General features: G+C 59.9%; 16 protein-coding genes and 1 tRNA gene. 12 read left to right on the plus strand and 5 right to left on the minus strand.

The genetic code is table 11. The features are described from left to right. Positions 1-274 precede the first annotated feature (274 nt). From CA51_RS26545 to ltrA, 3 genes are all read right to left on the minus strand, one after another. Positions 275-520, minus strand: coding sequence for a group II intron maturase-specific domain-containing protein (locus tag CA51_RS26545; RefSeq protein WP_145122999.1), 246 nt, complete (start codon positions 518-520; stop codon positions 275-277). A gap of 25 nt (positions 521-545) precedes the next feature. Next, positions 546-1,364, minus strand: coding sequence for an IS5 family transposase (locus CA51_RS20235; protein WP_145123000.1), 819 nt, complete (start codon positions 1,362-1,364; stop codon positions 546-548). Positions 1,365-1,442: 78 nt separating this feature from the next. Then, positions 1,443-2,558 (minus strand): group II intron reverse transcriptase/maturase, encoded by a 1,116-nt coding sequence (ltrA, locus tag CA51_RS20240; protein ID WP_197451347.1) that lies wholly within the window; start codon positions 2,556-2,558, stop codon positions 1,443-1,445. Positions 2,559-3,342: 784 nt separating this feature from the next. Here ltrA and CA51_RS20245 point away from each other — a divergent pair. The 5 genes from CA51_RS20245 to CA51_RS20260 all read left to right on the plus strand — a co-directional run bounded on the left by CA51_RS20245 (position 3,343) and on the right by CA51_RS20260 (position 7,258). Next, positions 3,343-4,398: a Gfo/Idh/MocA family oxidoreductase gene (locus CA51_RS20245; RefSeq protein WP_197451348.1), complete on the plus strand. Its 1,056-nt coding sequence runs from the start codon at positions 3,343-3,345 to the stop codon at positions 4,396-4,398. A 154-nt stretch (positions 4,399-4,552) separates the two neighbouring features. Further along, positions 4,553-4,969, plus strand: a complete 417-nt coding sequence (locus CA51_RS20250) for a secondary thiamine-phosphate synthase enzyme YjbQ (RefSeq protein ID WP_145123002.1) — start codon at positions 4,553-4,555, stop codon at positions 4,967-4,969. Positions 4,970-5,020: 51 nt separating this feature from the next. Next, complete coding sequence (gene mog / locus CA51_RS20255) at positions 5,021-5,578, plus strand: molybdopterin adenylyltransferase (protein ID WP_145123003.1); 558 nt, start codon at positions 5,021-5,023, stop codon at positions 5,576-5,578. A gap of 88 nt (positions 5,579-5,666) precedes the next feature. Further along, positions 5,667-6,587, plus strand: a complete 921-nt coding sequence (locus CA51_RS25960) for a hypothetical protein (RefSeq protein ID WP_197451349.1) — start codon at positions 5,667-5,669, stop codon at positions 6,585-6,587. Continuing rightward, entirely contained in the window at positions 6,584-7,258 is a 675-nt protein-coding gene (locus CA51_RS20260; protein WP_197451350.1) for a class I SAM-dependent methyltransferase, read from the plus strand. Before CA51_RS25960 ends, CA51_RS20260 begins: the two co-directional genes overlap by 4 nt. 501 nt (positions 7,259-7,759) lie before the next feature. Here CA51_RS20260 and CA51_RS20265 read toward each other — a convergent pair. Together CA51_RS20265 and csrA are read right to left on the minus strand one after the other, a co-directional pair. Next, positions 7,760-7,832 (minus strand) — tRNA-Glu (locus CA51_RS20265). 266 nt (positions 7,833-8,098) lie between these two features. Beyond that, complete coding sequence (gene csrA, locus CA51_RS20270; protein ID WP_145123005.1) at positions 8,099-8,296, minus strand: carbon storage regulator CsrA; 198 nt, start codon at positions 8,294-8,296, stop codon at positions 8,099-8,101. Positions 8,297-8,740: 444 nt separating this feature from the next. On the opposite strand from csrA, the gene CA51_RS20275 reads away from it, so the two are divergent. The 7 genes from CA51_RS20275 to CA51_RS20305 all read left to right on the plus strand — a co-directional run bounded on the left by CA51_RS20275 (position 8,741) and on the right by CA51_RS20305 (position 20,253). Further along, on the plus strand, positions 8,741-9,328 hold the full coding sequence (locus CA51_RS20275) for a pyroglutamyl-peptidase I (RefSeq protein WP_145123006.1): 588 nt from the start codon (positions 8,741-8,743) through the stop codon (positions 9,326-9,328). Between the two features lie 446 nt (positions 9,329-9,774). After that, positions 9,775-11,136, plus strand: a complete 1,362-nt coding sequence (locus CA51_RS20280; protein WP_145123007.1) for a sigma-54-dependent transcriptional regulator — start codon at positions 9,775-9,777, stop codon at positions 11,134-11,136. Positions 11,137-11,401: 265 nt separating this feature from the next. Further along, complete coding sequence (locus CA51_RS20285; protein WP_145123008.1) at positions 11,402-12,829, plus strand: glycosyltransferase family protein; 1,428 nt, start codon at positions 11,402-11,404, stop codon at positions 12,827-12,829. Then, positions 12,774-14,726, plus strand: coding sequence for a MutS family DNA mismatch repair protein (locus CA51_RS20290; RefSeq protein ID WP_145123009.1), 1,953 nt, complete (start codon positions 12,774-12,776; stop codon positions 14,724-14,726). Before CA51_RS20285 ends, CA51_RS20290 begins: the two co-directional genes overlap by 56 nt. A gap of 166 nt (positions 14,727-14,892) precedes the next feature. Further along, positions 14,893-15,630, plus strand: a complete 738-nt coding sequence (locus CA51_RS20295; RefSeq protein WP_145123010.1) for a TetR/AcrR family transcriptional regulator — start codon at positions 14,893-14,895, stop codon at positions 15,628-15,630. Beyond that, complete coding sequence (locus CA51_RS20300) at positions 15,627-16,994, plus strand: efflux RND transporter periplasmic adaptor subunit (protein ID WP_145123011.1); 1,368 nt, start codon at positions 15,627-15,629, stop codon at positions 16,992-16,994. The genes CA51_RS20295 and CA51_RS20300 overlap by 4 nt, the downstream gene beginning before the upstream one ends. A gap of 40 nt (positions 16,995-17,034) precedes the next feature. Continuing rightward, positions 17,035-20,253 (plus strand): efflux RND transporter permease subunit, encoded by a 3,219-nt coding sequence (locus CA51_RS20305; RefSeq protein ID WP_145123012.1) that lies wholly within the window; start codon positions 17,035-17,037, stop codon positions 20,251-20,253. Positions 20,254-20,294: the final 41 nt, after the last annotated feature.

Consider the following 20,294-nt stretch of genomic DNA (forward strand, 5'->3'; position numbering starts at 1 on the left):
GGTGATGTTGCCGGAGGCGCAGAGCAATCGCATGTCTACCCCCGATTAAAACCTGCATAAATATTGTCGAGCACGGTCTCATCCCACTCGGCCCGAAGTCGTTCCACCGCGAATTGAGCCGCGATATCGGGGACAGCGGAACCCATTTCGTTTTCTCTCTCTCAGTCGAGTAGAGGAGGACGGCTTTCGCGGCCCTCCCCCCTCATCAAACCGGACGTGCGGATTTCCCGCATCCGGCTTACCGAAGGCATTTCATCGGGCGGCACTCGCAGGGTTAGCGAATTCCACATAGCTTCTCTAAACCCAGGTTGTAGTAGAGATGCTCGTAGAGGCTCATACCTTTGCCCGGACGACAGCCTCGTTGACTTCGACGACGCAGGTGAATGTCCATACGCCGAAACGTCTGGTAGTTCACCGACGCAAACGCCCGGCGGGGATGGCCGTAGCCAAAGTACCCGCTCCAGCCTCGCAACAAGCGATTCACTTCGTTGACAATCAGCGGTGCCGGCTTGAAACACATCCGTGGCGAGGTTAGGCACTGTTTATTAAAGCAGTTTGAGCACTCGCCGCATGGCGGCGAGTTGAACGAAAGCAAGGTACGAACAGGCAAGTTTATCGTATCGCGTCGCCACTCGGCGAGATTCTTTTAGCCAGCCGATCAGTCGTTCGATGATATTGCGGCGGCGGTAAGCTTCGCGATCAAAATTCGCATCCCGTGATTCGTTAGCCTTCGATCCGATGACCGGTTTGATCTGGCGGTCGCGGATGAACTGGCGAATCGCGTTACTGCTGTATCCCTTGTCTCCTGCGATCACTTCAGGACGACTGTCGTAGCGATGAAGACTTAGTTCACAGCTTGCGATGAGATTCTCAAGTTCCGTCGACTCGTGGCGTTGACCGCCAGTCGCCGTGATTCCGAGCAACGTTCCCTCGCCATCGCATAGCACATGAATTTTCGTCGAGTATCCGCCTCGAGAACGTCCCAGAGCCACTAATTCATCGTTCTTTTCGCTCTGCGGAATCATACCCGAAGCGCTGCGGTGAGCCCGAATGACGCTACCGTCAACGCACCAAAGCGACCGGTCAATCTTCTCCAGTGCGTCCAGTCGCTTCAGTAGTGTTTGATAAATTCTGGCCCAGAGCCCTTCCTTGGTCCATCGTCGAAATCTGGCGTAGACCGTTTGCCATTTCCCCAGTTGCTCAGGTAGATCTCGCCAGGGGCTTCCAGTCTTCGTGATCCAGAGTATCCCATCTATTACCGTGCGATGGTTGCTCCACCGTCGTCCCGGCTTACCGGGGCGCTGCTTGGGCAGCAGATGACGGATTGCATTGAACTCCCGATCTGTGAGACGATGGCGTGGCATTTGGCTTCCTCCTTGGAGCACTTTGGTAGGTACTCCGGGAGGTTGCCGAATGCGTTTCTGTTTGACCAGATCAGTTTGTTAAACAGTGCCTAGTTCGCGAAGCTTCATGCGAACTCGAGCCATCGCCGTGCGGCTCGGCCCCACGTGCAGATAGCGATCCGAATGCGGCAAGATGCTGCGTTCGTAGCGCATCGTGAACCCGAGAAAGTCCAAACCTTCACCAGCGATCTCTCCAAGGCGAACGACCTTGGTCTTCTCGCGGTTGATCGTCAGGCCGAAGCGGCCTTCCAGCGTCGTTTCGATCCACGATCTCAGACGATCGCCTTGGTAATAGGCGAGCACGACGAAGTCGTCCGCATAGCGGACCACTTCAGCCTTGGCCCAGTTTGCCGGGCCATCACTGCGGTAAAACAAAACCTCAAACCAGTGGAGGTAAAGATTCGCCAAAAGCGGCGAGATCACTCCACCTTGAGGCGTACCCGCAGTCGGCTTGTGCCGGGTTTTACGACCCGACTCGTCGACTTCTTCGATCGGGCTTTGTAGCCACATGCGGATCAATCGCAACACACTGCGGTCACTGATACGAAACTCCAGTGCAGCGATTAGTTTGTCATGTGGGATCGTGTCGAAGTAACCCTTTAAGTCCGCGTCGTACACCTCCCGTTTCCCACGCCCAAGATGCGAACGGATCGCATCGAGTGCGTCATGAGCACTACGTCCGGGCCGAAACCCGAACGAACTGTCACGAAAGTCCGCTTCAAAGATCGGTTCCAGAATCAGCAACGTTGCCATCTGGACCACTCGGTCGCGAACTGTCGGGATGCCCAGCGGACGCATGCGTCCATCGGGTTTGGGAAGCTGCACGCGACGAACCGCATCGGGCTTGTAGCTCTTGTTCCGCAAGTCGTCCTGGAGTCGTTGCAGAAAACCTCGCACACCATCTCCGGATTCTTCGATGTCGACAAACGTGACACCATCGACTCCGGGGGCGGACTTGGTCTTCCGAACGCGACGCCAAGCGGACTGCAGAACATCCGTCCGGTAGATTCGATCATACAGAGCGTAGAATCGAAACTTCGGTTCCTGCTTCGCTTTCTGATTCAGCTTCATTCGCAAACGCGAGACTTTCGGAGGCAGATCGGTTCGACCGCAGGGGTCGATTGGGTCAGCTTCGTCTTCCGTAGTGGACTTCATGGTCAAGCGGATCTCAAAACATCGTTGAATAAAACACATCCTCCGTCAGGCTCCTTCGCTCGTCGCGAGTTACCGCGAGTCGTCACTAATATGAGCCTGTCCGACTCCCGAACCGGTCTCTGCGTGGTTATGGATTCCCACGCAATGTTGAGCTGGGACTCGCCGGCTCGGGCCTCCCAGGTTCCTGACTGATCTTTCGGTGCCCGCTGTCGCCAATCACCCCGCCAAGTCGGATCGCTGCACGTGTTCGTTGCTGGGACGACCCGTGATGGCTTCACCCTCTCAGAAAGGCTGGCCACTTGGGATGAGTGTAACGAGGCTGAATCGGGTTCACGCTGACACATTACGGCTGACACCTTCGCACGGCCGAGGGCTCCGACGACCGGGTTACCGCGAGCACGCCGCCTCGTCGGCTACATGGCTAACGAACAATTACCATGCTCAACTCCTTTCATTTGAGTAGATCAGCCAGGCTTCGCCTGGCGCACCAGAGGCAAGAGCAATCCAGGGAGGCGCGCCACTCGCCCCGCCCCGACCCCGGCGCCATGAAACAGCCGCACGTGTCACAGGAGCCGGGGAGACGTCTCCGGCTCGCCTTTGCGGCGAAGCCACAGGGAACTGACATAGCTAACGTTGGCAGTTCTTCAAAACGGGGCGGAATGCAATGGGTTGGAGACCTTCCCAATTTTCGCGTGCTCTCTGATAACGCAAACCGCCCACAGCGACTATACTCATGGTCCCAACAGTAAACGTTGCCCGCCCTTTCCTTCAAAGGTATCCCACCATGCAGATCCCTACTCTGGCTCAACTTGCACTCATTCCCGCTCTGGCAGCCGCCGTATCGCTCAGCGCCGCAACCAGCGCGTCGGCCGACGAACCACTAAAAGTTGGCATCATCGGACTGGACACGTCGCACGTGACAGCGTTCAGCAAAGTCATGAACGATCCCAAAGCGACCGGCGATTTGGCGAAGATGAGCGTCGTCGCCGCGTTCCCCGGTGGCAGCCCCGACATCGCGTCGAGCCGCGATCGCGTCGAAGGCTTCACCAACCAATTGCGTGATATGGGTGTCGAGATCGTCGATTCGATCCCGGCTCTGCTGGAAAAAGTGGACGTTGTGATGCTGGAAAGCGTCGACGCCCGTCCCCACCTGGAACAAGTATTGCCCGTCTTCCAAGCCGGCAAACGCGTCTTCATCGACAAACCGCTCGCCGCTTCGCTTGTCGATTGCCTGGCGATCCAACAGCTGTCGAAGAAGTACGACGTGCCGTTTTTCAGCAGCTCGTCGCTGCGATTCAGCCCCGATATCTACCGCTTCCGCACCGGTGATCCGAAGGTCGGCGCTGTGTTGGGCGCTACCGTCTGGAGCCCCTGCTCGCTGGAACCAACTCACCCCGATCTGTTCTGGTACGGCGTCCACGGCGTCGAAACCTTGTACACGATCATGGGAACCGGATGCACGCAAGTCTCTCGCGTTTCGACAGCCGATACCGACGAAGCGACTGGCGTTTGGGAAGACGGCCGCGTCGGCACCTTCCGCGGACTGCGAGCGGGCAAACGAGGTTACGGCGGGATCGTGTTCGGCGAGAAATCGATCGCCGACGCTGGCACTTATGCTGGTTACCAACCGCTGGTTCAACGCGTTGCATCGTTCTTCTTGACCGGTGAAGTTGCCGTCGACCCAAATGAAACGATCGAGATGTTCGCCTTCATGACAGCCGCCGACGAATCGAAGAAGAAGGATGGCGCAGCGGTTTCGATCGCCGACGTAATGAAAGCGGCCGAAGCGCAAGTCGCCGACCGAATTGCGGAAGTCGAAAAGAAAATCGCGGCCAAATAAGTCGCCGCTGCGACCACGGCTGGCATCAAGCCGTGGTGCGGAACCGTATCGAAGTGCGTAGACTGTGCTGGCCGCAACGGGTTTGCGGCCAGTCCAGTCACCCGGCTCTGGACTGTCTGTCGCTTCGATCCCATCGATTCAGAAAGTCGCTGCCGTGTGGTTCCAAAAACAGATTGCCCTCGCTGCCAAACCGCGAGGCTTTCATCTCGTGACGCGTGAAATCTTGTCCGCGTTGCCCGAACTAGCCGAGGTCCAAGTTGGCCTGCTGCATGTCTTTATCCAGCACACCAGCGCTAGCCTGACGATCAACGAAAACGCCGATCCCGATGTGCGGACCGATTTCGAAATGGTCGCCAATCACCTGGTCCCCGAATCGTTGCCCTACGTCCATACGCTCGAGGGAAGCGACGACATGCCGGCTCACGTCAAAGGGGCGCTAATGGGATTCAGCCTCTCGATCCCGATCACCTCGGGGCAATTGGCTCTTGGAACGTGGCAGGGAATCTATCTCTGCGAGCACCGCAATCATGGCGGTCGCCGCCAACTTGTCCTGACGGTTCACGGCGAATAAGCCGCCCGCAACAGCGAGGCTCTCCGCGATCCAGATCAAGGGAAACGAAAGATGACACAACCCACCCCCGCGTCGATCGGTATCGTGACGGTATCGGATCGCGCCAGCCGCGGCGAATACCAAGATCGGGGCGGCCCGGCGATCGAAGCCTATCTGCAAGAAGTCCTGCAAAGCCCATGGCAGGCGATCCCACGACTGGTTCCCGACGACATCGATGCGATCGCCGACGCGCTGCAAGAATTATCCGAACAGGGATGTTGCTTGATCATCACAACCGGTGGCACCGGGCCGGCACTGCGGGATGTCACCCCGGAGGCGACCGAGCGCGTTTGCGACAAGATGATGCCCGGCTTTGGCGAACAGATGCGGCAGGTTTCGCTGCAGTTTGTCCCGACGGCAATCCTCTCGCGGCAGACCGCCGGGATCTGCGGCAGCAGCTTGATCGTCAACCTGCCGGGCCAGCCGAAAGCGATCGCCGAGTGTCTCGATGCTGTTTTTCCAGCGATCCCCTACTGCATCGATCTACTGGAAGGACCTCGCCTGGAGACCGATCCCGCCCGCTGCCAAGCGTTTCGCCCCAAGAGCAAACCGGCGACGGAGCCCCAGTAGCTGCCGAAACGGCTGGATTTACGTCGCCACAGCTGCCTGCTAATTTAGATTTCCGATTGAGGTCCGCCCGAACGAAAAAGGAAAACCGATGGCGACTGCTCTGGCCGACGGATCGCAAACGACCGACAGTCGGCTGATCGGTTCGCTGGAACTCCCCAACCGCCTCTCCCTCGACGCTCCGTCGGTGGCGGTAACGTGGCAATGGCTGCTGGCCACCGTCTACTCAAATCCCCCATCGACCGACGGCCCTTCGCGGGCGATCGATCGATCTCAAGCAGCCGCGATGGCGGTCATGTTCCTCACGGTTTGGTTGATCTACATGGCGGATCGGCTGCTGGATTGCCGGCGTTTGGATTTCAGTCGCGACGTTCCCGGTCGACACCGTTTCGCCAACCGCTACTCGCGAATCCTGTGGCCGATCTGGTTCGGGATGCTCGCCATCGACAGCAGCCTCGCCCTGCGGATGCTGGATCGGCAGCTGCTGTTTGCCGGATCGGGGCTGATGGGAATCGTCCTCCTCTACTGCTTGGCTGTGCATGGTTCCCGCTGGCTGCGAGGCGGCGTCCCCAAGGAATTTGTCGTCGGAACCGTCTTTGCCGCCGGAGTCAGCTTGCCGATCGCGGTGGCAGAGCTCTCGCTGCCGCTGGCCCTGACAACCTGCATGATGGCGGCGTTGTTTAGCCTGAACTGCTTGTGTGTCGCCAAAGTCCAAAGAGGCAGCGACCGCCAGCAGAAGATCGGATCGGCGATCTTGATGTTCCCTCGACTCGCGTCGCGGTTGCCGCTGATCGCCGGTTTGCTTTCGATTCTGGCGATCGCCCTGGGCTGCTGGGCCTTGATCCCAGCTGCGATTTCTGCGGCGACAGCGCTCAGCGCCGCCGGGCTGCTGGGAATCGCGTGGATTATCGACCGCGAGCGAAGCTGGATCGATGCAGCAAGCTGCGGCCCGCTCGCCGATTACGTGCTCCTTGCGCCGCTGCCGGTGCTCCTGCTGGCGAACTGGCTGTGAGCGATAAGCGGCGATCGGGGTACGACAGCTTGGCCCCGTGGTATCAAACGCTGGAACAGCTGCGGTTCGGCAGAGCGCTGCAAAATGGAAGAGTCAGCCTGCTGCCGGCGGTTCTCGAACACCTTCAGTCCCGATCGAGTGGCGACGATCCGGAAGTCCTGTTCCTGGGCGATGGCGACGGGCGGTTGCTGGACGCTTTTTTAACCAGCAGCCCGACGGCTCGAGTGACAAGCGTCGACATCAGCCCAAGGATGGTAGCGCTGCAGAAATCTCGAGTCGGCCAGCGGGGCAGGGCGGTGCGGTGGCATGTTGCCGACATCGAAGTCATCGAATTCTCGGCGGGCCGCTATGACCTCGTCGTGACTCCCTTTTTCCTCGACTGCTTCGATGCAGAGGAGCTCGGCCGTCTGATCCCCCGTATCGCCGGCTGGCTAACTCCCGCTGCCGCTTGGTACGTCGTCGACTTCCAAATTCCACCATCCGGTCTACGGCGGCTGTGGGGCCGATTCTGGCTTTCGATCATGCACACCTTCTTTCGCTGGCAAACCGGTCTCCGATCGCGTCAGGTGGTCGATCCGGCCCCCATCCTGCAGACGTGCGGCTTTTCCCCCAAGCACGACCAACAGGCTCACGCTGAAATGATTCGATCGACGCTCTACTGCCGCGGCTGATGAGCCGGCACCGGGCTGGCCTAAACGCCAGAACCTCGACGACGCACGAGAGCCCGATTCAACGAACTGCGATGAAACAAAGTGTGCTTCGAGATGTGCGTTCGTGCCGAACTGGCGCGCGACAGGCCGCGCGGCAGAACGCTTGCTATGCTCCACTCGGTTTCAGCAAAACAGGAATCAGAAAATCAATTCGCCAGAAGGGGCAGAGAACCACCGCACCCAAAAGACGAACCCGTTGAGCAAACTTCGTGGCAAAGCCTCAGCCAATCGCTGCCCCCCCCAAAGATGGCACAGCCTTTGCTTTAAGACTCCTCGCACACAAATCTCACAAAAAGGATGAGCGATGTCCGCGGGGCGGCAAAGAGAAGATCGACACTGGCCATGGCTGGCGAGCGGGAAGATATTCGGTGGCCAAGCGAACCGCGGCTGCGGAATAGGCACAAAAAAACCCAGCGTTTCCGGCTGTGGAAGCCAAAGAAACGCTGGGCTTAAGTCAATTAATGACCCCAATGGGGTTCGAACCCATGTTGCCGCCGTGAAAGGGCGGAGTCCTAGGCCGCTAGACGATGGGGCCGCGACAAGACAAGGTTTACCAAAGCGAGGGCCAGACCGTCAAGGGGCTCGGCACAAAATTCGCAGTTGGTTCCTGAAATTCGATATCGGTCGGGTTCAAGCGGTAACTTAAACCAATGGTTGTCAGATTCTATCAAAAAACGAAAACAGATCGTCATCCCCATCGAGTGGGTTATGACGCAGCGACTGCTGCGGTGGCAACGACTCAACCGCCCCCAGGTTTAAGTGGGAATGAGGTTTCATCGGACCGCATGGAAGCAGAGCGAATTAGCCATCGACCGATTCAGCGGAATCGTCTTGCTGGCTTCGTTGAATCGCATCGTAGACTTCGCGGCGATGAACTGGCACTTCGCGAGGAGCTTCCACCCCAAGCCGTACTTTATCGCCACGGATCTCGACGACAACGATACGAATATCATTGTTGATTACGATGCTTTCGTTTTTCTTACGTGATAGCACTAACATGGTGCATTCCTTTGTGACCGGCGTCACTCTCCTCTTAAGATCAAAAATCCCTACCCCGGTTGGGTGCAGGCTTGATGCCTTCGCTTAAATATAGGCCTCACCACGATAGGTTCTGAGCGTGAAACCGCTATTGTGACTCAATCTACTCTACGTCCACTTTAGGGAAAGTCAAGAATGTTTGTTTGTCAACCGGTCTTTTATTTTTATTTTCATTGAAGAATTGGCACGATTTTGCGCCAACCGCGTTGACTGAGCATGCTTTTGAGCTCCACGGAGCCTCGCCGCAACGGCACGATTTTTGAGGCATCCCAGGATAATAAAACGTCCTGCCGGTGACGGTGGGCTATGATTTGACCGGTCAACGACCTCGACGCCCGCGCCGCGAGGCGTGCTGCGAGAGGCCGCAAATCCTTCATAGCTCACCGAAAACGAAGCGCCACCGCGATGCCACGAGTTCTCCTAACCGCGTTTGAACCCTACGAAGAATGGCGTGAGAACAGCAGCTGGTTGACGCTGATCGAACTGACGCGATGGTTCGACGGGGGGGACGATGTCGTCACCCGCCGCTATCCCGTCGATTTTCAAGCCGTCAAACATCGGCTGGCTATCGATATGCAGCAGGATTTCGATCTGATCCTACACCTGGGACAAGCTCCCGGCGCCAGCGTGATCCGGCTCGAGAGCTTTGCCGTTAACATGGGAAGCAACCACTGTGAGCTGGTCGACGGGGGCCCTGCAGCGTACAAATCGCCGCTGCCGCTGACCGCTTGGGGCAAGAAGCTGCACGATCGGGGGGTCCCAGCCCAAGTCTCCTATCACGCCGGCACCTACCTCTGCAACGCGACTCTTTATATGAGTCACCACTACGCCGCTTGCGAGGGCCTGCAAACGCAATCGACCTTCCTCCATCTGCCCGTTGCGCCAAACCAAGTCGCGGCGAGGCAAAAACCAATGCCTTCGATGAGCGTTCCGCTGATGGCCGCTGGCGTGGCGATGCTGTTGGAAGAGTTTCTGCAACGCAGCTCCGCCTAACTCTCATCGCTAGAGCGCTTTCGCTCGCGATCTCGTCTTCCATCGATCGATCGCAACCGCGCCAGGCCAAGGCGCGCGTCCCCCAGAAAGTGTGCGTGCACATCCGCACCCCCAGCGCTCCAGACTGCACGGTTGGAGCGAACCGGAGGCGTGAGCCCCAAAATCGGCCTCCCAGCTGGAAGACTATTCTCAGCCCCCCTTCTTCTTTAGCGCTCGCTGCGCCGTGGGCATCCTCCGCTCATAATCTCGGCTCCCCTCGGAACGTTCGGCATCGAAGTTGCTCTAGGAGACCATCAGGCACGTCCCCCGACGGGATAGCATCGGCAAGTTCAAGATCCAGAGACCGGATCGGCCCACGGCGGGCCTGGCGTCTCGAACCTTGAAGTCCGGACGGGCCCCAAGCACACGAACCATCGCCTGCGACGTCTCCTGGAGCGGCTTACATTATGAATTCGATTCCCCACGCCCTTCGATCGACTCACGTGTTATTGGTCGACACAGATTCGAACCATTGCAGCGAAGTCACCGACCAGTTGTCGCAGCGGCAGTTCCACGTTTCGACCGTTGCCTCGGCGACCGAAGCAATTCAATTGACCTCCAACCAACGATGCGACGCCGCCGTCCTTTTCTGCGACGAACTGGAACCACAAGTATTGGACGACTTACGGCACCTGCAGTCGGCTCATGCGTCCCTACAAGTTATCGTTGTGTCGACAACAACTTCGATCACCGCGGCTGTCGAAGCGATGAAAGCCGGCGCCTGCGACTTCCTAACGAAGCCGATCTCGCCAAACGCTCTTGCACTAGCGATCCAGACCGCTGGGACCAACCGACCGCGATGCACCCACACTGCCTGCAGCCAACCCGCTGTCGTCCGCGAAAAGAAAAACAAAACATCGATCCTGGGCAAATCGGCGGCGATCGATTCGGTACTTCAATGGATCGCGCGGGTCGCACCAAGCGAGATGCCGGTCCTGATCGAAGGGGAAAGCGGAACCGGAAAAGAACTGGTCGCCCGTGAAATCCACGCTGCCAGCAACGTGGCAGACCAAGCTTTGGTGACGATCAATTGCGCGGCGGTCCCGGCATCACTACTTGAAAGCGAACTGTTCGGCCACGAAAAAGGGAGCTTCACCGGCGCGATCGCCACCAAACGTGGACTGTTTGAAACGGCTGACGGCGGCACGCTGTTTATCGATGAATTTGGCGAACTTGCTGGCGACCTACAAGCCAAATTACTGCGAGTGATCGAAGACGGCCGACTCCGCCGCGTCGGTTCGACTGAAGAGCGACAGGTGAACGTCCGCCTGATCGCCGCGACAAATAAAACGCTGATCGACGAGGTCCGCAGCGGTCGCTTTCGCGAAGACCTTTTCTACCGCGTCAACGTACTGGGAGCTCGACTGCCCTCGCTGCGCGAACGCACGGAGGACATCGGTTTGTTAGCTCAACACTTTTTAGGCGAAGGATGGGTGCTGGGCGATGGTGTTCTGGAACTGTTGCAACGATACACCTGGCCAGGGAATGTACGTCAGTTGAGCAACGTAATGGAGCGTTGCAAGGTTCTCGCCGGACAACCGGGAATCATCGCGATCGACGATCTACCGAGCGAGATCGTCGACGCCAGCGACCAACAGCAATTGGAGATCGGCGGCAACGTCGACCTGCACACGCTCAATCGCTCGCATGTCCTCAAAGTCCTCAAACAAAACCGTGGCAACAAAGCCAAATCGGCTCGCGTGTTGGGCATCAACCGGCGGTCGCTGTACCGGTTATTGGAAAAGTATAACGCGAAGCATTCCGCGTAGACCGGGTGGCGCCGACGGATTGGCGCTGCTTGGTCGACGCACCGGAATCGCACCGATGAGCGCAGTGTGGATCCTGCCCAGCGGCTGCGCGCGACCGGCAAATCCGGCGTAACCGGACTAGCTTCCCGAGAGATAACCTTTTCCATTCTGCTGGGGAACCCCTCAAGACGGTTGCTGGTTTTCCGCAGCTGTTTATCCTTTACAGTGAACAGTTTGAATTGTTTCACTGCGCAAGCCCGCCGATCAACGCGGGCACGGACGATCCATGAGCCAAATTCTATTCCACTATCAGCGCCCCGACCCAGTTACCTGGGTCTACCTGTCGTCGCTGCTGATCATTGGTCTATTTTTTGTTTTCTATCGGATCTGGAGCCTGCGGAACGTCGACATCCTGTTGCTGTTGCTGCTATCCCCTGGATTGCTGATGGTGCACGAGGGCCGACAGCTGCGAGTGGCGGGGGAGACGATCGTTGAAGCGACGCATTCGTCCCAGCCTCCGATGCCGCCGGAGATCGCAGAACGGATCGAGGTGGCGACCCCCGACGAATTGTTGGGGATGGCCGACGCAGCCACCCAAACACAGCCTCCCGAAGTTCTGGTGGCGGGAGTGAACGTGGCCGATGTCGAGCGGTGGGGCTTTATCTGGCTGCTGGGCGTCGCCGGGCTGATCTGCATCCGGATGATCCTCGACCCGATCCTGGTCCGGCGTCCGCTGCTGGATCCCAACCTGTCGACCGGCGGGCTGTCGTTTATTGGGATCGCGATGTTCATCTTTTTGATGGCCAACGTGATCACCAGCACCGCCGAAATCCAAGCGGCTCAGGGGCCCAAGCCGGGGCCGGGCTACCCGCTGGTCAATCGCTTGCCCGCGATTGCGACCACTCCCGACGCCGAAAACGCGGGCGTTGCCGAACCGGTTCGCTACGCCGGCGTGGCGCGAGCGTTGGCGATCGCATCGCAGCTGGCTGTCGCCCTAGGAGTCGTCTTTATCGGGCAGTTCCACTTTAAGAACATTCGCGCCGGAGTCGGTGCTGCGGCGCTTTACCTGCTGCTGCCCTATACCGCGCAGACGACAGGCCGAGTCGACCACGTGCTCCCCGCGGCGCTGCTGATCTGGGCCGTCTTCTGCTACCGCCGTCCGATCCTTTCGGGGATCTTCATCGGGCTGGCGGCTGGACTTGTCTATTACCCGCTATTCCTGCTGCCGCTGTGGATCAGTTTCTACTGGCAGCGCGGGCTGCGGCGATTCCTGTATGGCATGGGACTGACCGTCGCTGTCCTGGCGGCGCTGTTGTTCCTGGGCGAACGCGATCTGATCCTCGATCGCGTGCAACAGATGTTTGGCCTTTGGTTGCCCGTCACCAAGGGACTCGCGGGGATCTGGGGCTTGGGCTGGAATCCGATCTGGCGGCTGCCGATCCTGGTTGCCTTTGGCGTGCTGAGCGGCTTTTTCGCGTTTTGGCCTGGGCAAAAGAACCTCGGCACCTTGATGAGCTGTTCTGCGGCGGTGATGGCAGCGGCTCAGTTCTGGCACGGTTACGGGGGTGGGCTGTACGTTGCTTGGTATCTTCCACTAATGTTGTTGACTGTTTTTCGCCCCAACTTGGAAGATCGCATCGCGCTGAAAGTGATTGGCAATGGACGTAAACGTATCGGAAACCACGAGCTCGCCGCAGACAGCGAAGCCGCTTGACCCGCCAACCGCCAGCGAACCTGGCAGCGCTCGACAGCGTTATGTTCAGCGATTGGAAGAGCTAGCCGGTGAGGTGACCGCCTTTGAATCGCGGAATCGCCAACTGAATATCATCCGCGGGCTGCTCTTTTTTGGCGGCCTGATCCTGCTGATCGTCGGCTACGCCGCCGCTCAGGGATCCTTGCTGCTGGTCGTCCCCGGCTGGATCCTGATGGCCTGCTTCATGGTCGTGATCACGTGGCACGAATACGTTCGCGATTCGATGACCGCGATCCGCCGCCGTCGCTCGCTGTACCGACAACTGCTCGCCCGGCTCGACCGCCGCTGGTCGGAACTTCCCGTATTCGAGCTGCCCGACGACGTGCCGTGGATCGACCGCAATGGCCGTGCGGTCGCGAAAGACCTCGATCTGTTTGGCGTCGGATCGCTGTATCAACTCGTTTCGCTGGCCGGAACCCAGCCGGGCAAACTGACTCTCGCCCAATGGCTGTGCGGCCCGGCGATCCCCGAACAAGCTGCCGCGAGGAACCTCGCCGCTCGCAAACTCGCCAGCTTTCACCAGCAGCGGGAAACCTTTTATGCTCGCGCCCGCGACGTCGCCGGCCAGACCGCATCGCCTGAGAATTTTGAAAGCTGGGCCGTCGCACCGGCTTGGCTGGCCGGACCGCGAAGCTGGATGTTGCCGTTAGCGCGAGCGATCGCGATCACGCCGTTTATCGTCTGGCCGCTGTGCGCGATCGGACTGATCTCGATCTCCGTCGCCGCAGCGATCCAACTGGTGGCGATTGCGATTGCGATCGTCGTGACCGTCGGCTTCCTTGGGCCGGTCCACGAGATCTTCAAGTCGGTGGCGACGCGCCGCGCCGAAGTCGAAAACTACATCAATCTGTTCGAAGCTGCCGACTGGATTCCCGAAGAGATCGAGATGCTTGGCCCGGTCCGCCAGCGGATTCTCGATCCTCAATCGGGAGCGATCGCGGGGCTTCGCGCGATGGGCGGCTTGTCGATGATGACCGGATTGCGACACGCCCCGATGCTGTTCCTGCCCTACGTTCTGCTGCAATTGATCGGGCTGTGGGACGTCCATGTACTGGCGTTGATGGAGCGCTGGAAAGCTCGCTACGGCAGCGATGTGCCGGGCTGGTTCGACGCCCTGGGACAAATCGAAGCGATCCTCTCGCTGGCGGCGCTGGCCGACGAATATCCGCAGTGGGCCGCGCCAACTTGGAACCAGGCAGGGCCCGAGGGGAAGGTAGCCGCACGCAGCCTTGGCCATCCGCTGTTAAAAGACTCCGACCGCGTGGTCAACGATGCGGGGCTGGGGCCTGCCGGCACGCTGCTGCTGGTGACCGGATCGAACATGTCGGGCAAAAGCACGCTGCTGCGATCGTTGGGGCTGAACATCAAACTGGCCGGCGCGGGATCGGTCGTCTGCGCCGAGCAATTCGAACTGCCAGCCTGCGAAGTCGCAACCAGCATCCGCGTCGACGATTCGCTCCGCGAAGGCGTTTCGTTTTACATGGCCGAACTGAAACGGCTGCGCGAAGTCGTCGATCATGCAGAGCGATTGCACGCGTCGAAAGATCGGATGTTGGTCTATCTGTTGGACGAAATCTTGCAGGGGACCAACAGCCGCGAGCGGCAGATCGCCGTCTCGACCGTGCTGGATCACTTGGTCCACATGCAAGCGATCGGAGCGATCAGCACGCACGATCTCGAATTGGCTGACGATCCGGCGATGCAATCGGTCGCCACGATCGTCCATTTCCGCGAGCACATCGAAACCGACAAGTCGGGGCAGGAAACGATGACGTTCGATTACAAGATGCGCAGCGGCGTCACCCCGACGACCAACGCGATCCGGCTGCTGGAAATGGTCGGACTGGGCAAACGGTAACCGCCCACCGCCGCTCGCTTCTCGCACCGCCGCGAAACTGGACATTTGGGCAATTCAATCGTCGCGATTGCACCAAGAGTCAGCCGCAGCCTGCGTTTCCCTGCAAAAACCGCTCTCAAAAAATTGACGCCTTGTCATTTTTGACGCCGCGTCATATTTTTGAGTCATGCAAAGCCTGACTCCTAAACAGCAACAGATTCGCCAGCGGGAATCGCGAATCCTCGATCTCGCTCGTCCGATGATCGCCAGCGGCGGCATCTCGGTCCTCAGCATGGACGCCATCGCGGCGGAGCTGAAGACCGCCAAAGGAACCGTCTACAACCACTTCCCGAACAAGGAAGAGATCGTCCTGGCGCTGGCGATCCAAGCGGTCGAGTGCCGGTTGAGCCTGTTCAATCGCGCCGCAAGCCTCGACGGTTCCCCTCGCCAACGCGTCGCGGCGATCGGGATCGCATGTGAACTGTTCGTCGATCGCTTCAACGAACTGTTTCGCATCGAACAGATCATCCGCCACGATGCGGTCTGGGATAAGACATCGCCGAAACGGCAGGCGCTGCTGCGGGATTGCGAGTCGCGGTGCATGCACACCGTCGCCACGGTCGTTCGCGATGCGATGGCCTGCGGCGATCTGCAAACCCAGCAGACGCACGCTGTCGAAGACATCGTGTTTGGATTGTGGTCGCTTGTCTACGGCGGCCTGATGTTGGAACTGACAAGCCCATCGCTTGCCGATCTGGGGATCGAAAACGCTCGCCGCGCGATCCGCCGCAACTGCAACGGCCTGCTGGACGGCCTGCTGTGGCAGCCGCTACACGATCCGAAATCGTACGAGCGATGGATCAAGAAGGTGCGAACGAATCTGAACCAGTGGTTGGACAAAGAACACAAACTGGGTGAATCATGACCTCCGCACGAACCAGGTCGATGACGATGCTGGCGGCCATTCCGGTCGCCGGTTTGGCGATTTTCTTCGCCGCCAACAACTGGACCGGCGCGTCGCAAGGTCCTCCCGACGCGGCGGCAATCATCGCCTCGAGCGCCGGATCGCGGCCGCTGCCAGTAACCACACTTCAACTGGGGCAACTCGCCGCCCCGCCGCGGATCGACGATTACCGCGGCACGATTCAAGCGAGTAAAGAGGCCGACCTCGCGTTCCGACGCAGCGGCCGCGTCCTGTCGATCGCAGTCGAAGAGGGGGACATCGTCCGCCGCGGCCAAACGCTGGCTCAATTGGAAGTCGACGACCTCGACGCGATCGTCGAAGCGACCCAGGCGCGGATCGCCGAGGCCGAAGCGATGTTGGCCGAATTGGAAGCGGGGCCGCGAAAGCAAACGATCGCGGCGGCTGCGGCGGAGGTGAGCCGGTTGTCCGCAGCGGTCGAGCTGGCGCAGATCACAAGCGCTCGCGAACTGGAACTGCAGCGTTCGAACTCCTCCAGCATCCAGTCCTATGACAACGCGAGATTCCAGGCGGCGCAGCAGGAGTCGGCGTTGGAAGCGGCGGATCAACAACTGAAAGAGCTGCAAGCGGGCACGCGGCCGGAACAACTGGCCGCCCAGCGCGCTCGCGTGGCGATGCTACATGCGGAACTGAAGGGCTACCAAGTCGATCTCCGCGACGGCGGCATCGTCGCTCCGTTTGATGGCGTCGTCGGCCGGCGGTTCCTCGACGAAGGAACGATCGCCAGCCCCGATCGCATCGTTCTACGAGTGATTCAGACCGATCCGCTGGAAGCTAGATTTGGAGTCTCTCCCGAGGACGCACGAACACTTTCACCGGGGCAAGAGGTGGCGGTCACCGTCGGACCAACAACGATCCAGGCGATCATCGGCCGGATCGAACCGGAGCTCGATCGCAGCACGCGAACCCAAGCGGTGCTTGTCACGATCCCGCGCGAACAACAACGTCCCGATGGCAGTTATGCCGACGGGATCGTTCCTGGACGGACGGCCAGCCTTTCGCTAGGCGTCGCGCGGACCAGCGACAGCGATTCCTACTGGGTGCCGATCACATCGCTGGCTCGATCGACTCGCGGACTGTGGTCGCTGATGTTGGTTGTCGAAGACAGCCCGGGACACTTTGCCGTTCAACGCCGCGATGTTCAGGTTCTCGAAACCGATACGCGGCTAGCACGCATCTGCGGCGGCATGATCGCAGCGGGAGACCATGTGGTCGCGGCGGGACTGCATCGCTTAACGCCCGGCATGGCGGTCGCTCCCGTCGACAGGAAGACCCCTCACATCGTCGAAACGTTGTCGTTGAACTAGCCCACACATGCGAGGCCCGCACCTTCACCGCACAAAACCTATGAAGCAAACGCCAACTCCCGACGCCTCGCAGTCGCAAGACCCCAGCGAAACCCAACGCCATGGTTGGACCAATCGCTTGGTCCACGATAAGCGTTCGTTGATCTTGATCGTTGCGCTGGTGGCGGTTGCCGGTTTGTCGAGCGTGGCGATTCTGCCGCGGATGGAAGATCCGGTGCTGATCAAACGTGTCGCCTTGATCGTCACGCGGCTGCCCGGCGCCGACGCGTCGCGAGTCGAGGCGTTGGTGACCGAGAAGCTGGAAGATCGGCTGAGAGAAATCGAAGAGATCAAAGAGATGCGATCGCAGAGTCGGTCGGGAGTCTCGTCGATCTCGATCGAACTGCTGGATCAGGTGACCGAATCGGAGATCGTGTGGTCGAAGATTCGCAGCAAAATTGAAGACAGTTTGCCCGAACTGCCGGCCCAAGCGTCGCGGCCCGAGTTCGACGATCTTGAAGTCCGCGCGTACGCCCGGATCCTGTCGGTCGTCTGGGATCTCGACGCGCCCGTCGACTATGCCGTCTTGCGACGGAGTGCCAAACGTTTGCAGGACGCATTGCAAGGGATGCCGGGAACCGAATCGGTCGACCGCTTCGGCGATCCCGGCGAAGAGATCCTCGTGCAAGTCGATCCGCAGCGAGCCGCCGCACTGAACCTCTCCGCCGGCGATATCGCGGCGCAGCTGAAACACTTTGATGCGAAAGATGCCGCCGGGCAGATGCGTGGCGTGGGGCTGGACCTTTCGCTGGAGGTCGGCAACCAATTTGATGACCTCTCGGATGTCGGACGAGCCGACGTGCGGGCGGCTGACGGAAGGTTCGTTCGGCTGGATCAGATCGCCGACGTTTCGTTGGCCACACCGCAACCGATGCCTCGCGTCGGCTGGCACCGCGAGCGACCGGCGATCACGCTGGGCGTGCTGATTCGCCCCGAGACGCGCATCGATTTGTGGTCGGTTGCGGCCGATCGAGTAGTCGACGACTTTGCCAGCGAACTGCCGACGGGGCTATCGATCTGCCGAGTGATGGACCAGAGCGGATACGTCTCGGCGCGGCTCGAGAGTCTGCTGAGCAACTTGGCGATGGGAGGCATCGCGGTCTGTGCGGTGATACTGTGTCTGATGGGCTGGCGAAGCGCGATCGTCGTCGCGTCGGCGCTGCCGCTGACGATGCTGACGGTGCTATTTGGAATGCACATTCTGAAGATCCCCGTCCACCAGATGTCGGTGACGGGACTGATCATCGCACTGGGGTTGTTGATCGACAACGCGATCGTTGTCGCCGACGAGATCCAAGTCGAAATGATGCATGGGCTGAGCCCCAGCGATGCGGTCGCCAAGACGGTTCGCAAGCTGGCGATTCCGCTGCTTGGCAGCACGCTGACGACAGCCTTTGCGTTTGCACCGATCGTGTTGATGCCGGGTCCTGCGGGGGAATTTGTCGGTTCGATCGCGATCAGCGTGATCATGGCGATCTTCGCTTCGCTGTTCTATTCGCTGACCGTGATCTCCGCCTTTGCGGCCCTGTTCATCCGCGCTGACAATCCTAAATCGAAGCCGCACAGCGTGGCTCGCTTCTTGCAATCGGGCATCTCGCCAACGTGGTTGATCGGCGGATACCGACGCCTGCTGACGCACTTGATCTCGCATCCACGCTGGGCGATCGGCATCGCGGTGATCTTGCCGGTGGCCGGTTTCAGCGTCGCACCGACGCTGGCCGAACAGTTCTTCCCGCCGGCGGACCGCGATCAATTTCATATCGAAGTCGAACTGGCAACCGGCGTTTCGATCGACGACACGCAGCGCGTGGCCAAGTTGATCGATGAGACGTTGGCGGACGAAGCGATTGAGCAGATCGATTGGTACTTCGGCGAGAGCGCCCCGACCTTCTACTACAACGTGCTGGCGAATCGCCGCGGGACGCCGAACTTTGGGCAAGCGATCATTCGCGTCTCCGAAGGGGTTTCGGTCAACGCGATGATTCGCCGGCTGCAGACCTCGCTGGACGAAAAGGTTCCCGAGGCGCGGGTCTTGGTCCGGCAACTGGAACAGGGACCGCCGTTTAACGCACCGGTGGAGGTGCGGATTTTCGGCCCCGACCTGCTGAAGCTGCGCGAACTGGGAGAACAGGTCCGCGCGGTCCTGGCGGGCGTGCCCGAGGTGACGCACACGATGAGCCTGTTGAGCGAGACGCTGCCCAAGGTGCGGTTGCAAGTCGATCCGCAATCGGCGGCGATCGCCGGACTGTCGCCGTCGCAAATCTCGGCTCAAGTGCAAACCAACTTCGACGGACAACTTGCCGGTTCGGTGATCCAAGAGACCGAAGAACTGCCGGTTCGCGTGCGTGTCGAAGATCGGTCGCGGACCGAGATGTCGGGCGTCCGATCGATGGAACTGGCCGCGGTCGGTGAGGAGGGGGCGCGGATGCTGCCGTTGCGAGCTGTCGCCGATTGGTCGCTGGAACCGGAGACGGGAGTGATCGTGCGATTGGATCGCCGGCGAATGAACGAGGTCAGCGCATTCCTGACCGCTGGAACGCTGCCGGCCAGCGCGCTGGCGGAGTTCCAAAAACGATTTGAGGCGAGCGGATTTGTCCTGCCTCACGGATACGAGTTGGCGTATGGCGGTGAAGCCTCGAAGCGAAACGATGCGGTTGGCAACCTGATGGCCAGCGTCGGCTTGCTGATGGTGATGATGGTCGCCACGCTTGTCCTTTCGTTTGGATCGTTCCGCCTGGCGGCGATCATCGGCTGCGTCGGCTTCCTATCGATCGGACTGGGACTGGGATCGCTGTGGCTGTTCGGGTTCCCGTTTGGCTTCATGGCGATCATCGGCACGATGGGGCTGATCGGAATCGCGATCAACGATTCGATCGTCGTCCTGGCGGCGTTGCAAGAAGAACATGGCAAAGAGCCGGTAGGAACCGAGCCGATCGTGGAGACGATTGTCAGCTGCAGCCGGCATGTGATCGCGACGACGCTGACGACTGTCGCCGGTTTCATGCCGCTGATCTGGGCTGGCGGCGGGTTCTGGCCACCGCTGGCGGTTGCCATCGCCGGAGGCGTGATCGGCGCGACGCTGCTGGCGTTGGTCTTTGTCCCGTCGGCCTACCGGATTGTCTACTGCGTCACCTGCAGTGCGGCCTCCCGCGCGGCGCAGCTGCCCGCAGCGGCGACCGACGGCGAGGCGGAAGCTATCGAACTCGCCGGCATTCATTAGCCCAGCGGCCAGCGATTCGCGGCACCGTCGCGCGGCGGTGC

The sequence above is a fragment of the Rosistilla oblonga genome, assembly GCF_007751715.1.
Classification (GTDB): Bacteria; Planctomycetota; Planctomycetia; order Pirellulales; family Pirellulaceae; genus Rosistilla; species Rosistilla oblonga.

Coding starts and splice junctions, on each gene's coding strand:
- CA51_RS20295 (WP_145123010.1), top strand. CDS start 14,893: ATGCAAAGCCTGACTCCTAAACAGCAACAGATTCGCCAGCGGGAATCG.
- csrA (WP_145123005.1), bottom strand. CDS start 8,296: ATGTTAGTGCTATCACGTAAGAAAAACGAAAGCATCGTAATCAACAAT.
- CA51_RS20300 (WP_145123011.1), top strand. CDS start 15,627: ATGACCTCCGCACGAACCAGGTCGATGACGATGCTGGCGGCCATTCCG.
- ltrA (WP_197451347.1), bottom strand. CDS start 2,558: ATGAAGTCCACTACGGAAGACGAAGCTGACCCAATCGACCCCTGCGGT.
- CA51_RS25960 (WP_197451349.1), top strand. CDS start 5,667: ATGGCGACTGCTCTGGCCGACGGATCGCAAACGACCGACAGTCGGCTG.
- CA51_RS20280 (WP_145123007.1), top strand. CDS start 9,775: ATGAATTCGATTCCCCACGCCCTTCGATCGACTCACGTGTTATTGGTC.
- CA51_RS20290 (WP_145123009.1), top strand. CDS start 12,774: ATGGACGTAAACGTATCGGAAACCACGAGCTCGCCGCAGACAGCGAAG.
- CA51_RS20285 (WP_145123008.1), top strand. CDS start 11,402: ATGAGCCAAATTCTATTCCACTATCAGCGCCCCGACCCAGTTACCTGG.
- CA51_RS20275 (WP_145123006.1), top strand. CDS start 8,741: ATGCCACGAGTTCTCCTAACCGCGTTTGAACCCTACGAAGAATGGCGT.
- mog (WP_145123003.1), top strand. CDS start 5,021: ATGACACAACCCACCCCCGCGTCGATCGGTATCGTGACGGTATCGGAT.
- CA51_RS20305 (WP_145123012.1), top strand. CDS start 17,035: ATGAAGCAAACGCCAACTCCCGACGCCTCGCAGTCGCAAGACCCCAGC.
- CA51_RS26545 (WP_145122999.1), bottom strand. CDS start 520: ATGTGTTTCAAGCCGGCACCGCTGATTGTCAACGAAGTGAATCGCTTG.
- CA51_RS20245 (WP_197451348.1), top strand. CDS start 3,343: ATGCAGATCCCTACTCTGGCTCAACTTGCACTCATTCCCGCTCTGGCA.
- CA51_RS20235 (WP_145123000.1), bottom strand. CDS start 1,364: ATGCCACGCCATCGTCTCACAGATCGGGAGTTCAATGCAATCCGTCAT.